Genomic DNA, 16,301 nt, shown 5'->3' with positions numbered 1-16,301 from the left:
AAAGTATAATTGTACTACAATTTTCTATGTCCGTACTTCTTCAGCAGCATGATGGCCAGGCCTGCAAAGGCAAGCATAATAAGAGCCAGTCCGCCAAGATAATATCTCATCGTGCCACTTCCACCGGAATTAGGAAGTGTATAACCTCCGCGCTCATTTACTACTTTAAGCTTAATGAACGGGAAATTGTTTCCCGAAACATAGGCAAGGTTCCAGGTCGTCGTACCCTGACTTCCTCCGTTATTCCTATCCGTAAATCCACGCGCATACCTGTAATCGGAGAGTTTTGTCACATTATTGTAATTGTAATCATAGTAAGTACGCAGATTACTGTCGGGATAAGGATTTCCGTCTTTATCACACTCACGGATATAGTATACATACTGCTGCTCCGCATCATGCTTTCTTTCAACCGCAACCTCATAAGTCCAGTCATTATCTGCAGATAAAACAATCGCTGACTGTATTAGTTTTATACCATTTATACCGCTTGATGCATCACCCTGATATGCTCCGTCATCGCCGGAGTTTCGATAGGACTGATAAAGGTTTACGAAAACAGCACCAAAGCTCTTTGCACTTTCAGCAGAAACAGGCTGACCGTTTATTGTCCACTCCTTCTGAATTATGAGGTAAGGAGTATTGTGGAGAACAAACTGTGTTGAGCCATCTTTTGCTTTCTCAGTATATTTGTCGGTAAGCTTATATCCGTTTACTGTCGCTCCGTTCAAAGTAAGCTCTGTTTCCTGGCCTTCATACATACAGTACTCTCTTACAAAGTACTCTATCTTGTTGCCCTTTGAGTCATAAGCCGGCATATCCTCGAAAACTATCGGGTTGGATCTTCCTGTCCATACGCTCGGATATCCGCCTCTTCCGCCAAGTCTTTCCTTCTTTGAATCAGCGGTTGAATTATCGGATACGCTAATGGTCTTGGTTCCGACCAGTGTCTCTTTTCCATCCTCTTTCGAATAGAGCTTAACTATTACATCGAAAATGTTATCAGGTGTCCAGGAATCCGTAAGCGGAGGTCCCACAAGTGAATCCCATTCCTTCACAACATAAATATCCGCACTTGCACCGGTCTTATTTTTAAATGCCACATCATCATCTGTCACTTCATTTGTGCAATATGATGGCGCCAGAGAATTATTGGCAAATAATGCATCAGTATCCGAGGACTCATAAACTTTGTAATAGTGAATTTCAGCTGTGCCTATCGCTGTATAATTCACCTTTGCAATTATTGCACCCGGATCCATCGTGCAGGTAGTTTTATTGTTTTCGTCGCACTTACCCTCTCTGAAGAGGAAGTAGTAAGTTCCGCCAACCTTCATTTCCCATGCAGCTGGATCGATTTCATAATCAATTGCTTTTCCGTTATTTGCGACCCAGTTGTGATCCGGAAGATATCTTCCCTTACAATCGCCTGTCTCTTCATCATACATCCTTACCCAGAAGTAGTACTTCTCGGTTCCGGGATCCTTTGCATCAAGAAGCTTGTTCATATGCAGCTTAAGAGACATTCCGGTATTGGTAATGCTTACTTTCCTTAGTCTCTCGCATCCTGTGCTCGAATCCTTATAGTTTTCCGTGATAGTAGTTACCTTCTTACCCTCTGTCTCAGCATCTGATGAAAATCCCTCAGGAATCAAAGTCTCTTTTGCATAGTAAACTATCGGCTCTCCCTGGGAATCAAAGGCAGGAAGTGTCTTCCAGGTGTATGTCCATGCCGTGTCAGCACCTTCAACTGTAGGCGTAATATTATCAGTTACCACAACCGGCTCAATACCTGTTGCCTGATCCTGGATATTTGCTGAATTCATCCAGAGCTCTATCTTTACCAGACTCTTATCCGGAAGATTTTTCCCATCAAGTATCCAGTTCTTTGTAACCTCAAAGTCTATTACCTGAGTATTGGTTATTGTTACTTCGCCGCCGTTACCGTCAACAAGCCCAACTCTCTGCCATGAGCTTCCGCCATAGGTAGACTTCATATTCGGAACCGTAGTGCTGTAGCTTACCACATATCCATTTGAAGCTTTGCTTATTCTCACATCTCCGCCCGGAAGTACTGCACTTTGCCCGTCCGAATACTTAGTGACATTATTAGCATCAGTGTCACCATCGTCATAGAGAAGCAATCTGTGGTCACCGGCATTAAGTCTTGCAAGAATTGTATTGTAATCCAGCACGTTGCCGTAAGCATCTATCGCATTTACTTCTGCAACCCTGTAGATAATAGGACTACCCTTTGCAGTAGCTGTTGTCAGGTCTGTAATTGTTTCAGTCCAGTTATTCTCCCAGCTGAGCGTTACTAATCTGCTTTCTGAAGTAATATCCTTACCACCTGCACGTCCGCATACATACACATAAATGAACGGATATTTAAAGGAATCGTAGTTCCAAACTTTCTTAATCGTAAGACTTCCGCCCTTGGTGTTATTGAAAGCGATATCATCATCATAAACACGGTGTGCAGTATTGCAGTAATTAGGTGCCTGAGAAGGATTCTGAAGAACATCACTGTATCCGTAATATACCTTCTTTTCGCCTTTTTCATCCAGTATAATCTTACCTTCCGTGTCCTCCTCATACATCGGAACGCGGTAATAGTTTATTTCCTGCTTCGCCGTACGATAATCCTTAACCTTCACTAGGATGAAGGATCCGTCCTTAGTGTAGGGCGAATTGTCAGGAAGTTTATTTTCTGTAAATCTGAATACATAGGTCTGTCCGACAGTCATATCCTTAAGATGATCATTTAGAGATATATCCTCAACCTTAAAGCTTATGTTGCTGCCTGCGTTTTTAATATCAGATTCAACCGTATCCCATCTGGTTTTATTGTCAACAAGTCTCTCCAGCTTGAAGGAGAATGTTTCCGTCACATTTTCTTTTGAGCCGTTGATTTTTTTAATAACATTAAATTCGAGTGATCCGCCTACTTCGCCTTCGCCGTCGCTGATTGTAACGTTGCCTTTGAGCGTAAGGTATCTCTGAACAGTAATCTTATGAATCTCACCGCTTGCATGATTTACAGTACTTCCGATGATTGTTCCGACGTGGTTACCGGATTCGTGCTTGACGTATGCCGAAGGCGCAACAATCGTGCCGGAGGTTGTCTGAAGAGTAAGTGCTCCTGTATAGGGCACATATTCGCCGTTAACCTTCTGAACAGGATTTATAATTATCTGATTTGCGACTTCTTCCCAGTCCTGACCGCTCTTCGAGCCGTTCGCAATAAACTGGGTTATTGCATAACCCTTATCTACAAACCTTGTAAGATCAAGATTTATTACCAAGAGCTTGCCGCCAAAACTAAAGCCTCCGTTTTCGGCTGTAATCCAGTTCTGATCTTTTCCGAGGGCATTACCCACATCTTCCCTGAAGTTTCCTGTTGTCGCCTTAATATTCACAACTTCAACCGAATCATTGGTCTTTATATATGCCAGAGATTTTGATAATGAATATGCCTGCGAAAGAAGGCTTCCAACATTTACAGGATAAGGACTTGTTAAAGCCTCATCCTTAACGTCGTCTCCCGTTTTCCTGTAAACCTTGTTCTCATTCTTTACATAGAGATTGATTGTCTGTCCATCCACTTTCTGAATGACATACTGAGGAGAATTACCATTCATGTTCTCTACATAGTTATCGCTGAATTTTCCGATAAGGGAATTATCTCCTTTGCCGTTATCCGTAGAAACATACTTTGCTGAATCAGTTATAGGCTTACCCTGAGAATCAAGCTCAAACACGAAAAGATTAGTATACTGCTTAGCATCTACAGGAACGGTATAGGTTCCGCTTCCACCGTTACTGGTAACATCTATGCTGAAAGTATGAACCGGATTACCCTCAGCCTTGGAATTTGAGTAAATCGCAAAATTATATCTTCCGGCTCTTGATGCTTTTCTTGTAACCGTGAGGTCAAATCCGCTGATGTGAGTATAAACATTCGTAGAATTACCAAGTGCATTGCCTGCGGCGCCACCTTGAAGATTTACAACGGCAACGTTTCCTTCAGAGTGAGTAGCTAGCGCAAGATCATTTGCAACAACGCTGAAATAAATGTTATCGCCAAGTCCCTCTGCAATCTGGGAAGATGACATGCTATTATTTCCGGTCCAGGTATAGGTTCCGTTGATAGTTATAGCCCAGGCTGAGAAGGAATCTGTTTCAAACTCAACACTGTCCTTGTCTCCTTCAAGATTTGCATTGCTTTCAGGCATAACTTCGATGGAGATATCTCCTGAGGAAATGTTTGTAGCTTCCTCAGTTGAATCAACATTCTGCATTACTTCCTCGGATACGGGCATGTGGATTACAGTTACGTCCTCCTCATTTTCTGCGCCGAGATCCTCTGAAAGCTGATTCTCTATAAGCTGCATGGAAACAGAAGCTGTTCCCTCTGCAGGCTGATACTCAACGCCATCCAGCTTGAAGCAGATGTCATATATAAGAGTATTGGATTTGTCATAAATCTGAGCCTCTTCCTGTCCGCTGGCAGAGGCAATGCTTTCTGCATTCTCGTTCATAGCCTGCAGATATGCATCATAGTTGTATCCGCCGGAATTCTCATTAATTTCGGACACTACAAGTTCCACTCCCTCCGGAAGTGATCCGGGATTGGAGAGTTTAACTGTAACAGTTACCTTGTCATTGGTTACAGTGAAGGTATCCTGAGTATTAGCATTAAGATAAGTGAAGGAAATCTCGGAGTCCTCTGTAACCTCGATAGTCTCACCTTCAACAGTAACAACCTCATAGGTCTTATATGTGGTTGCACTGCCTTCCTCTATCGTTCTGGTTCCATCCTCAGCTTCCACGATTATCACAATATTCTTTCCTGTGGAAGATGTACCTGAAGCTTCGGAAGTTTCACTATCAGCAGCTGTTTCATTAGCTGCATCTTCCGCTGCCGTTGCAGAACTGTTTTCAGAAGAATCGCTCGTTTTCTTCTCCGTCAGCTCGACAGACTTGCCTTCTTCGATGGCCTTGTCGATCATTTCATCAGTGATGTCTTTTTCAACAATGTTTACCGAAGCTACTTTCTTATCCTGATAAGTAACCTCCTTAAAGAAATATCCATCTATCTTTTCAGTCTCTTCCGCCTTGGAGAGATCAAGATTTTCTGTAAGCTCAAGTTTCTGGTCTTCCTTGATATGCTCGCCTGCAGAATTTACATAAACTGCGGTAACAGCAACATCATCGATTATTACCTTTGATCTCTTGCCTTCGATCTCTGCCACCTCCTCTTCGGATTTAAGATAGGTGATTACAAGCTTAGCATCGGAAGTGACATCATAGGTATTTCCGCTTTCATCGGTAGCTTCGTAATACTTAAATCCGCTTTCTTCGCCTTCGGATTCAAGTCTTTTAACAGTAATTCCGGTTACAGGCACGTCATCAAGGGCTGCACCTACATAGGTGTAACCCTCTATTTCACGCACATCGCTGCTTCCTGCTGTAAGATCAAGTCCCTCTGAGAGGTTCATCTCTCTTTCATCAGCTACAGCATTTCCTTCCTCATCCTTAATAAGTTCGCCTGCTTCGTCAATATAAGAAACTGTGAGTCTGACATCTGCTGAAAGTTCTATACTATCAGGTGCTTCCTCTGCAAGCTCCTGTGTTGTTTCTTCGGTTGTCTCTTCAGCATTTTCGTCTTCTATAGTCTCTTCAGAGCCTTCCTCTATACTTTCATCATTTCCCTCTTCTCCTGAAGTCTCCTCATTTTCCACAATTTCCTCAGAGCTCTGTTCGGAATATTCCTCAGCTTCTCCGGCATCAGCAACATATTCTTCCTGATTTTCTGCGGACTCCTCGCCGCTGCCTTCTTCGGTATATTCCTCCTCAAAAGATTCCTCAGATGACTCCTCGAAGGATTCTTCTGCAATCTCTTCACCGGACTCCTCACCGGATTCTTCCTCAGAGCTCTCCTCTGCGGATTCCTCTTCACCGCCCTCAGGACTACCCAGAGCTTCGGGATTAAGGACCATACCAACTTCCTCAGCTCCCTCTTCGGTAACAGCTGAAGCCGCCTTATTCATGGCATATAAAGTAACGGTAGTAATCAGAAGACCGACAACCAGCATTACTGAAAGCCACCTTCTTAAAAAGTCGTGCCTTTTAGCATAGTTTTCTACTGTATTTTTTCGGAAATACCGCTTTGCCATAAATATCCCTCAAAAAAGAACGCCCTGTTTGAAGCTTCTCAAACAGGGCAAATCATCACTGCGAATTTAACCGCGCTCCTAAAATAAAAGCGCAGGCAGCTGGCTGTCTGAAAAGCCTCAGACCCTGTAGCTTTGCGTCACTACCTCACGATAGCTTTGCCCTGAATTCCATCCATATTAAACTACGGACTAAAAAGTCAACCTGTTTGGAAAACTTTTCAATCATAATTGAAACACATTTTCACGCGTTTCGCTTATTTTATGATATTATATTTGATTTAAAAAATCAACACTAAATGTCATTTTTTAAATGTTTTTTTCATATTTTTCCATTTTTATGATCACTTCTCTATCTTGTACTTTACCCTTACAAGCCAGTATTTACAAGGATTTACATACTTTTTTCCCAAAGAATTTATGCTTGTTTATAAAGTTTATTCTAGGTTAATCATTCTTTCAAAATGTACGAAATTTGAAAGTTTTTGGGCATAAAAAAACCGCTCCCAAATCATTGGGAACGGTTCGTAATAGTTATGCTATCTTCTGCTTAGCGATCTCTGTAAGAGTCTTGAATCCTTCAGGATCATTTACAGCCATCTCAGCAAGCATCTTGCGGTTGATCTCAACCTCTGCAAGCTTGAGGCCGTGCATAAGGTTTGAATAAGACATTCCGTTAAGACGAGCTGCAGCGTTGATACGTGTGATCCAAAGAGATCTCATATCTCTCTTCTTCTGCTTACGACCAGCGAATGCTGATGTAAGTGCTCTCATAACTGACTGCTTAGCAACTCTGTACTGTTTTGATCTAGCGCCTCTATAGCCCTTAGCGAGCTTTAAAACTCTCTTATGCTTCTTCTTGGCATTCATGCCACCTTTAATTCTTGCCATTTCGTTTTCCTCCTAAATTAATTTCGAATAACCGGTACTGCTCTTATACGATAATACTTAAGATTAAACGTAAGGCAGAATCTTCTTCATTGTCTTTACATTGGTAGCGTCAACTACTGCTGCCTGTCTGAGATTTCTCTTTCTCTTTGTAGACTTCTTTGTAAGAATGTGACGCTTGTACGCCTTGTTACGGATCAGCTTACCTGTGCCTGTTACCTTGAAACGCTTGGCAGCAGATCTGTTTGTTTTCATCTTGTGCTGCATAACTAAATCCTCCTATGCTTGTAAATTATTTCATTATCCGTCCGAAAGGACAGTGTAATCATCCAATAATCAAGCTGAATAATTACTTATATATGTAACTTGCCTTATGAGCAAGAGACATTACTTCTTCTCGGTAAGGAACATGGTCATAGAACGTCCCTCAACCTTAGGCTGCTTATCAATCACAGCGATATCAGCAAGAGCCTCAGCAAAATCTGTAAGAATATGCACACTTGCTCCCATGTGAGCCATCTCACGTCCTCTGAATCTCAAAGTAACTTTAACTCTGTTACCCTTCTCGAGGAACTTCTTAGCAGCGTTAACCTTTGTATTAAGGTCGTTAGTGTCGATATTGGGTGAAAGTCTTATCTCCTTAATCTCGACATTTTTCTGCTTCTTACGTGCTTCCTTCTCTTTGCGAAGCTGCTCATACTTGAATTTACCGTAATCAACAATACGGCAAACCGGCGGCTTAGCATTGGGTGCTATCTTAACCAGATCAACTCCGGCCTCATCAGCAAGCTTTCTGGCATCCTGAATTGACATAACGCCAAGCTGCTCATTGTCTACCCCAATAACACGAACTTCTTTGTCTCTGATCTGTTCATTGATGAATAAATCGTTATTGCTAATAGCTTTGTACCTCCAAAACTTGTATAAAAAAAGTGGACTCACAAAGGAAGTCCACTTAACAATCAATCAGAATACCCGCGTAATCCAATATCTGCGGTATCTAAGATGTATTAACACCTGCAAGCTTTGCGCCACAGGGTGAGAGTGGAAACCTCTGCTTTGTTTTACATACTCGGATAATATAACACTCTTATCGTTATACTGTCAATACTATTTTTAAAAAAATAGCAAACATCTAAAGATTACATCTCAATCTTACAGGTAACCCCAAGCTTTGAAAGCTCTCTGTCTACCTGTTCGTAGTTCTCAAACAATATTGACTTCATTCCGAAATCACTTGCAGCATCTACATTTCGCTGAAGATCATCTATAAATACACACTTACCCGGAATAAGGTCGTATCGTTCGCATATAAGTTCAAAGATTTTTCTGTCGGGCTTTATTATCTGTTCCTTATAACTAAGAATTCCGCCATCAACCTCATCAAGGAATTCCTTCATAAAGGGATTGGCATCCTCAGCCTGCTTTGAATAATTGGAAAGAACAAAAACCTTAAAGCCTGCTTTCTTAAGCGCTCGTATCCAGGGAATAGTCCGCTCTCTCTTCTTCAAAAGACCACTAAGGTCAGAGAAAACATCATACAACTCCGCTTCCATGGAAGGATTGTTTTTTACAAACCCCTGTATTACTTCCATAGTATCGAGAACGCCTCTGTCGAACTCATCCCATGCAGGCGATTTAATGCTGGCTTCTGCGATTTTGTTTACTGTATCCTCAACGTAACCCTTATCCTTGATGAACTGTTCCCAGCAAAAATCAGCGAGAACTCCGCCGATATCAAAAATCACGGTATCGACTTTTCCATTGGATATCCTGTCGTGTTTCCCTGGTACCGAGGAAGTCTCGGACTCATCTGTAGATTCCTCAATATTCAGGTCTTCTGCCTTTATCTCATCCTCAGATTCGTCTTTCTCATTTCTCCCGTAAGGATCAGGAGATGCCACTGTCCTCTTCCCTGTTACGGCTGAAAAAGCCCATACAAAGAGCCATACTACTATCGGTATTGCAACAGTAGACACAGCAGCTGTCATAAATGCACCCGGCGTATCAAAGGTCCCTCGAACAGCCTTTGTGAAAAAGATACCGTTTACTCCGAGAAGAACCAAAACACCTATTATTGCCAATATGCGTCTGATAAGCGGGGTTTTATCATTATTGCCTCGTTTAGCCATGTATAATCCTCAATTATTTAATCGGGCTCTCGCGATAGATGATATCTTCTCTGGCCGGTCCGTTAGATACCATAGTGATCGGATATCCTATTTCCTTCTCGATGAACTCGATGTACTTACGGCAGTTCTCCGGAAGATCTTCATACTTCTTTATGCCACGGATATCGCTCTTCCATCCGGGAAGTGTCTCGTATACGGGCTTAGCCTTCTCAAGTAGATGTGTTACAGGGAAGTCCTTGGTAACCTCACCATCAATCTCATAACCAACACATACAGGTATCTCATCGAGATAGCCAAGTACGTCAAGAACAGTGAAAGCAACGTCGGTTGCACCCTGAAGTCTGCAGCCGTACTTACTTGCAACGCAGTCATACCATCCCATACGACGAGGACGTCCTGTAGTTGCACCGTACTCACCGCCGTCACCACCGCGTCTTCTGAGTTCATCAGCTTCTTCGCCAAAAATCTCTGATGTGAAAGCACCTGCTCCTACAGCAGAAGAATAAGCCTTGTTAACTACTACAATCTGCTTAATCTCATAAGGTGCGATACCTGCTCCGATTGCTCCGTATGCAGCCAATGTTGAAGAAGAAGTAACCATAGGATAGATTCCGTGGTCAGGATCCTTCATAGTTCCAAGCTGGCCCTCAAGAAGAACTGTCTTATTTTCCTTAATTGCTTTCTCAAGGAACAACGCAGTGTCTGCAACATAGGGCTTAACCATGTCTCTCCACTCATGAAGAGTATCAAGAAGCTCTGCAGGACTGATCTCCGGCTTGTGATAAAGCTCCTTAAGAAGGATGTTCTTTGTAACAAGAACTCTCTCTACCTTCTCCTTTAAAAGCTCCTCATCAAAAAGTTCATTAACCTGGAAACCGATCTTTGCATATTTATCTGAATAGAAAGGTGCGATACCTGACTTTGTTGATCCAAAAGACTTACCGCCAAGTCTCTCCTCTTCATACTGATCGAAAAGAATGTGATAAGGCATAACTATCTGACAACGATCTGAAATAAGAAGATTCGGAGTAGGCACATTTTTCTCAATTACTGAATTAAGCTCTCCGATGAGTACCGGAATATTAAGTGCCACACCGTTGCCGATGATATTTGTTATATTTTGGTGGAATACACCTGAAGGAAGAGTATGCAGTGCAAACTTACCATACTTATTAACAATGGTATGTCCTGCGTTCGCGCCTCCCTGAAAACGTACAACCACATCAGCCTGATCGGCCATCATATCTGTGATCTTACCTTTTCCTTCGTCTCCCCAGTTTGCTCCAACTACTGCTTTAACCATTTTATTTCTCCATTCTGTGTTACACGGTTTAGTTTACTAAAATAACCACATGATAATATACTACAGAATCCTCCATAAGTAAATTATTTTGCAAAATGGATTTCATATTATGAATAAAAAAAATCAGCAGATACAAAACCGCCTGTTTCGATCTGCTGACTTGAATTTACATTTAATTATGTATAAAAAGGTTCATTCCGCCTTATCAAGAATATAGTTCCACAGTCCTTTATTGGGCTTTGGTGAATAATGCACCCCGTCTTTCGAATCAATAGATACCTTATTTGCGATGTAGTCGTTCATTGATACGGTCTTTACCTTTTTCTTTTTTCCTGCCCAGTCCATCAGCTGGATATTAAACCTGTTTATAACTCCGGTGTTGAAAAGCGGCTGTCCGCCCTCATCAAGAAATGCGTCCCTTGTCATTCCAACAGAACAAACCACCAGCTTTTTCCCTTTCGAAACAAGCCTGTTGTATTTAACTATATAAGGCTTAAAATGACCGAAATCATTTGCTCCCATCCAGGTTATTATCATGTCGTAGTCGCTAAGATCCGAATGATCAAGTACTTCTCCAAGGAATCTCACATTTGCGCCATTCAAAGCACAGACAACTATATCGTTATGAACCTCGCCAAACACCGATTCAGCCGTTGCCGAGAACAGGTCAACGCTTCTGGAATCACCTACATAAAGTGTCCGCACAGTACTATTTGCTACAGTGACATATATATTGCACTTATAAGTTTTTTTCTTTTTTGTTTTGTAAACAACCTTAACGTTTGCCGTGCCGTACTTATTAGCTGTGATTATTCCGGCATTATTTACTGATGCAACCGACTTCTTATTGGAACTAAACTTCAAATATTTATTGTTTATCTTTTTTCCCTTAGATTTAACAACAATCTTTATCTCTTCACCGATTGCCAACTTATCATAATATCTTGGCTTTTCTGCGGGTAATTCAACCGTAAGCTTTTTTTGCCTGCCCTTAGGCGCCTGCTTTAATACGGTTTCAGATTGTCCCTCCTGCTTTCCGGATTCTGCCTGTTTCTGAGAGTTTTCCTGCTTCCCGGTAGTCTTATTCTGCTGGCTTTCCTGCTTTTTGGCATTTTCTCCTTCAGATTTCTTTTCTACCTCTTCTAAACTAATTTCCTCGCCATCATCGTCGTCTTCTTCAACATCATCTTCTTCACCTTGCTCTATTTCCTCAACTTCGCATTCCTCTTCCTCTTCTTCAGCAGCATATACTTTCACCGGTTTTGCACACGGAATCATCTGTAAAAAAATAAGCATGGCACACAGAAGCACCAATGCTGTTTTTAGCTGCTTAAACATAAATTTTCTCATTGTTACCCCCGTTCCTCCCCCGTAAAAACTGCGCCTTTTCACGCTTTTGTGGGAAATCATATTTGTTATCCATATTGTACTGATAACATATAAATATTATTGATAGAAAAATTATCAATATATAAACCCGGGGTGAATTCTTTTAGAGTACACTATTATTTTTTTGTTACGATTAATAAAGAGAAATAAAAATTGTTATAAAATAGGTATATAAAAAAAGAAAACCGGGCCAAAACGCCCGGTTTTCCTAAAGAAACACCTTCATGTAATATTTATGAAATTTTACTTTATTATTTCATAATCATAAGATGCAAAATCAGCCTTAAGCGAGATCTTGTTTCCGTTATTCTCCCATGTAAAGGTAAGAACCGAACCATCCTGTTTAAGATCAAGATTTGCATCAAAACCGAATGCCGGATCGGTATTACGAAGTCTCAAAAGTTCAAGCTGCTTCTGCACAACCGGTTTACTAAGCTTTTCCAGCATCTCCTCATTTGAAAGATTTGTGCGGTTAATCTCCTTGTGTCCGCCCGCGCCAGCTCGTTCTACTGCAGCGTAGTCGTTCTCTCCCGCAAAAAGATCGAGATACCATACCTGAGGCTTGCCCGGCATGAACATCTGAACCGCTCTCGCAAAGAGCATCTTCTTATCATCAGCACCAAGAGCGCTGTAATAAGTTGAATTTACCTGATAGTACATATTCTTCTGTCCGTGAAGATTCTTAACAAGTCCGCCTCTTCCGACAATAGTCTCTATCAGCTTCTCGATTTCCTCATCGGGAATAAGACCCTTCAGATCAAGAACCGGTATGCCATCGTGGCATCCAAGCATATTTACCACGCGGATTTTCTTATCCACAAGTTCCTTAGCCCAGCGTGCAAGTGCTTCACCGTTTTTCTGCTCCATCGCATAGATAAGAAGTCCCGGGAGGAAGAAATCATAGGTCATATAGCCCTTGCCTGCAACCTTCTCATAGATGCCGGCGCCATAGCTGTCGTGAATCTCAGGAAGGAGTCTCAAGCTGTTCTTATCTGCAATAGTCCTTACCTTCTCAAGAACATCCCAGGTATCAGGCTCGTTAAGGAAATTCTTCTTACCAGGCTCCTTAGGAGCATAAGCAAAAGCATCAAGTCTAACGATGGCAGCTCCATATCCTGAAAGCGCCTTAAGTGTATTCTCATAATGCTCCCAGACAAGATCTGATTTGATATTCAAATCCATCTGTCCGAGATATTTTCTTCCGTTTGCAAGGAATTCAAGAATTGCCTCGCGATATTTTGCATATTTACCGAAATCTATTTCCTCCGGCTTTTTCCCCTCATCAAGACCCTCGCAGACACACTTCGCAATATTCTCTGCAGTCATATACTGAATTCTCTCGGATCCCTGTCCGTTAAATTCCTCTACTGCATTAATAATGTCCTGAGCATCCGGTCTTCTGTACTGAACCTCCTGATAGAAGGTGTTCCAGTAAGGTATCTCCTTTCCGTCAGGCATTCTTACCATAAGGATCGGAAGTCCAGGCTTTCTGAAAAACATGTCCTTTATATACTTCTCATCAGGCTGGATATAACCGTCCTCGGTCATCTCTCCGCAGCCATCCCAGAATTTGTTCCAATTTATGAAAAAGTCTGCATATTTTGATTTCTCACCGTTTTTCAGAAGATCCTGGAACTGCGGTGAAAGAACTGATGCATGATTTAAGATGAAATCAAGCTTAAGGTCAATTCCAAGGGCGCGGAGTCTATCCAAATCAGCCTTTGAGCCAAGCTCCTCATTAATACCATAATCAATTACGGAAAAGCCCCTGTCCAGATCGGTATTGTAAATGCTCGGAAGGATATAGAATGAACTGAAGGTATCCTTAAGTTCATCCTTCTCAAGGAAGGTTACAATATCGCCGAGTGTACCGCCGCAGCTGTCGGGGTAAGCATTCAGCATAGGTCCGTTATCTACAAATTTACTCATTGTGTTTCCTTTCTTTTTTGCCTTCCCCACTGGAGAAGGTGCCCGAAGGGCGGATGAGTTTTTCAGATACCCATCAATTTCTTATAATCATCGTAGCTTATGATCTCACCCTGCTTGCTGACAATTATCTTAGCCTTGTGAGCCTGTGCCATAAGCTTGTTCTGCTCAAGTTCAAGAACCATCATTGTAAACGGACTGTCTACTTTGCCGTCACGTGCACGGCTTCTTCTGTGCTCAAGAGTCTCCTGAGGTGTGCTGTTAAGAAGAATCGGGATATCAACCTCTTTCATGCAGTCAGTATTGCCGTGAGTCCACTCTATGATAAGAACCTGCTTCTTTGACATATCAACTTCGTCGTACCAGAGTGTGCATTCATCTCTGCCCATTCTCTTTAGCCAGAGCTTGTCCGCACCATCTTTAAATGCGGCAAGAATACTGTCTACTTCAGCAAAATCTGTTTCTGCGGGAGTTCCGAGGTATTCGGAAAGGCCCTTTTTACCTGCTTCAAGATATGATGAAAACCAGGGATTCTCCTTTGCATGTTCTGCATTGGCATCATCGCCCTGTTCCTGCCACTCCTGAACCTTCTTTAAGTTCTCTGCGTTCATCGCACCGCCGTCTACCATTCCGCGGATAGCGCACTGTCTGAATGTGTGAAGTCTCTCCGCATCATTATACATAGGAATGCGATGAGGATAGTTGTCTCCTGACATTGTGTAGCTTCCGATACCGGACTCTTCAAGCATATAAGAAAGAAGTGAAGCAATCTCCGACTTTCCTACACCTGATCCCCCGCATACGGTAATAACCGCTCTTCCGTAAGGATTAGCTGCTGTTACCTTTGTAAGCTCCTCCAAAAGTCTGGGGAATATTGTCTTTGCCTTGGCGATGTGACTTTCGCCGATCTCTATCTTATCTCCGGGCATGTCTCCATGCGGTATATCCGAAGGAATCTGTATATCCTTTCCTCCGAGTGTGGAGGTCATGTCTGCGGTTATTGCATTCATAGGACTAATTTTGCCGTAAACAGTGTTCATTTCTACTTCCTTTCAAAAATAATTTTGGGGTGTTTTTAACTTTAACGCAAAAGTTTCTATATTTATGTGCATTTTGAGATTTTTGACAGCGCATTTTCGCTGTGTTATTTTTACACTATAATCATTTTTGAACTTTTGTAAAGTTAATTTTTTTAGTTAATGGATTTTTTATGATTACAATTAAGGAAATCGCTAAGCAACTAAATATGAGTACGACCACTGTTTCCAACGTTATACACGGAAAAACAGGTGAAGTATCTCCGGCTACAATTAAAATTGTAGAAGATTATTTGAAAAAAGTTGACTACGTGCCTAACATCAACGCACGCAATCTTGCTCAGAACGAGTCAAAGATTATAGGCGTAGCGCTCAAGGCAAGAGCCGACAAGTATGAGAATCTTCTAATGGATCCTTTTGTATCCGAACTTATAGGTGGTATTGAGGAATCGATACGAAATGCCGGCTACTTCATGATGCTCTACATCTCAAGTGATACTACCGAGATCATGAGACATGTTTCCACCTGGAACGTTGATGGTCTACTGCTCTTCGGAATGATTGATAACGACGGTATCCGCGTCAGCGAACGCTATAAAAAGCCTATCGTCTGCATTGATACCTATAGTATAGAGGGACTAAAGCACTTTATTAACGTTGGTCTTAATGACAGACAGGGATGCTTTGACATGGTTAACTATATGATCAAGCTTGGCCATAAGAAAATAGCATTTCTTTCAGATAATATGAACGGCGTAGACTATGAGCGCTTCTCAGGTTACAAATATGCTCTTGAGGGAAATGGTATTCATTATGAAGAGGACTGGTTCCTTAAAATAAGGCCGAGAAGTGATGAAATAGCGGAATCACTTGAGGAAATCTGTAAAAGAGCTCCCGAATTCGACGCCATCATGTGTGTATCCGATTTATATGCGGTTCAGCTGCTCTCCGCTCTTGAGGATCGCGGCATAAGAGTTCCCGATGATATCTCAGTTGCCGGTTTCGATGATACTCTGTTTGCACAGTTCCATCGCCCTGCCATAACCACTGTTCATCAGGATGTGAAGCTAAAGGGAATAACTGCCACCGAGACACTTCTTAAGAGAATTCGAGGTGAAAAGACTCCTAACCAGATACAATTACCGACAAAACTTAAAATAAGAGATACTGTCAAAAAAATAGAGCCTGTCGAATAAACTTAGTTTCCAAATTCGATATAAATCAAAGAAACCGGTGAAGGTGTTAACCTCTCGGTTTCTTTTTTTGTCCCAAAAAGTGTACATGTTACACAACAAAAACAGGGCTTTCTACGAAAACGATTGAGCAAAGTGCCGACAAATTATAGACAGGATTTTTATTATTTTTTTTTAAAATTTAATAATTTATATAAAGCCAGTCGTAGTCAGCTTTTGCGCGTAAGGTGTTGCAAAATCTGGAGACTTTAGAAATT

General features: G+C 41.8%; 10 protein-coding genes and 1 riboswitch. Of the genes, 1 reads left to right on the top strand and 9 read right to left on the bottom strand.

Annotation, left to right across the window (positions count from 1 at the left end; all coding sequences use genetic code 11):
• Nucleotides 1–14 precede the first annotated feature (14 nt).
• From G630_RS0110065 to G630_RS0110025, 9 genes are all read right to left on the bottom strand, one after another.
• The gene (locus tag G630_RS0110065) at nt 15–6,179 is read right to left on the bottom strand and encodes a Cna B-type domain-containing protein (RefSeq protein ID WP_022760516.1); all 6,165 of its coding nucleotides are present in this window, start codon (nt 6,177–6,179) and stop codon (nt 15–17) included.
• Nucleotides 6,180–6,270: 91 nt separating this feature from the next.
• A riboswitch (cyclic di-GMP riboswitch) is annotated at nt 6,271–6,350 on the bottom strand.
• A gap of 360 nt (nt 6,351–6,710) precedes the next feature.
• Nucleotides 6,711–7,067, bottom strand: coding sequence for a 50S ribosomal protein L20 (rplT, locus tag G630_RS0110060; RefSeq protein ID WP_022760515.1), 357 nt, complete (start codon nt 7,065–7,067; stop codon nt 6,711–6,713).
• 63 nt (nt 7,068–7,130) lie between these two features.
• Nucleotides 7,131–7,331 carry a 50S ribosomal protein L35 gene (gene rpmI / locus G630_RS0110055; protein WP_022760514.1) on the bottom strand — a complete coding sequence of 67 codons (201 nt, stop codon included), beginning with the start codon at nt 7,329–7,331 and terminating at the stop codon, nt 7,131–7,133.
• Between the two features lie 120 nt (nt 7,332–7,451).
• Nucleotides 7,452–7,964, bottom strand: coding sequence for a translation initiation factor IF-3 (gene infC / locus G630_RS0110050; protein ID WP_026498495.1), 513 nt, complete (start codon nt 7,962–7,964; stop codon nt 7,452–7,454).
• Nucleotides 7,965–8,206: 242 nt separating this feature from the next.
• Entirely contained in the window at nt 8,207–9,196 is a 990-nt protein-coding gene (locus G630_RS23535; protein ID WP_049946164.1) for an HAD family hydrolase, read from the bottom strand.
• Between the two features lie 13 nt (nt 9,197–9,209).
• Nucleotides 9,210–10,499: an adenylosuccinate synthase gene (locus G630_RS0110040; RefSeq protein ID WP_022760511.1), complete on the bottom strand. Its 1,290-nt coding sequence runs from the start codon at nt 10,497–10,499 to the stop codon at nt 9,210–9,212.
• 192 nt (nt 10,500–10,691) lie between these two features.
• The gene (locus G630_RS0110035) at nt 10,692–11,849 is read right to left on the bottom strand and encodes an SGNH/GDSL hydrolase family protein (protein WP_026498493.1); all 1,158 of its coding nucleotides are present in this window, start codon (nt 11,847–11,849) and stop codon (nt 10,692–10,694) included.
• 282 nt (nt 11,850–12,131) lie between these two features.
• Nucleotides 12,132–13,817 (bottom strand): alpha-amylase family glycosyl hydrolase, encoded by a 1,686-nt coding sequence (locus G630_RS0110030; RefSeq protein ID WP_026498492.1) that lies wholly within the window; start codon nt 13,815–13,817, stop codon nt 12,132–12,134.
• A gap of 62 nt (nt 13,818–13,879) precedes the next feature.
• Entirely contained in the window at nt 13,880–14,854 is a 975-nt protein-coding gene (locus tag G630_RS0110025) for a hypothetical protein (RefSeq protein WP_022760508.1), read from the bottom strand.
• Nucleotides 14,855–15,024: 170 nt separating this feature from the next.
• Here G630_RS0110025 and G630_RS0110020 point away from each other — a divergent pair, with 170 nt between their 5' ends.
• Nucleotides 15,025–16,047, top strand: coding sequence for a LacI family DNA-binding transcriptional regulator (locus tag G630_RS0110020; protein ID WP_026498490.1), 1,023 nt, complete (start codon nt 15,025–15,027; stop codon nt 16,045–16,047).
• Nucleotides 16,048–16,301: the final 254 nt, after the last annotated feature.

This window comes from Butyrivibrio sp. WCD2001 (assembly GCF_000424485.1).
Classification (GTDB): Bacteria; Bacillota; Clostridia; order Lachnospirales; family Lachnospiraceae; genus Butyrivibrio.
Note: the sequence above shows the minus strand (reverse complement) of the source record. Positions and strands in the feature narration are given on the sequence as shown.

Coding starts and splice junctions, on each gene's coding strand:
- G630_RS0110065 (WP_022760516.1), bottom strand. CDS start 6,179: ATGGCAAAGCGGTATTTCCGAAAAAATACAGTAGAAAACTATGCTAAA.
- rplT (WP_022760515.1), bottom strand. CDS start 7,067: ATGGCAAGAATTAAAGGTGGCATGAATGCCAAGAAGAAGCATAAGAGA.
- rpmI (WP_022760514.1), bottom strand. CDS start 7,331: ATGCAGCACAAGATGAAAACAAACAGATCTGCTGCCAAGCGTTTCAAG.
- G630_RS23535 (WP_049946164.1), bottom strand. CDS start 9,196: ATGGCTAAACGAGGCAATAATGATAAAACCCCGCTTATCAGACGCATA.
- G630_RS0110040 (WP_022760511.1), bottom strand. CDS start 10,499: ATGGTTAAAGCAGTAGTTGGAGCAAACTGGGGAGACGAAGGAAAAGGT.
- G630_RS0110035 (WP_026498493.1), bottom strand. CDS start 11,849: ATGAGAAAATTTATGTTTAAGCAGCTAAAAACAGCATTGGTGCTTCTG.
- G630_RS0110030 (WP_026498492.1), bottom strand. CDS start 13,817: ATGAGTAAATTTGTAGATAACGGACCTATGCTGAATGCTTACCCCGAC.
- G630_RS0110025 (WP_022760508.1), bottom strand. CDS start 14,854: ATGAACACTGTTTACGGCAAAATTAGTCCTATGAATGCAATAACCGCA.
- G630_RS0110020 (WP_026498490.1), top strand. CDS start 15,025: ATGATTACAATTAAGGAAATCGCTAAGCAACTAAATATGAGTACGACC.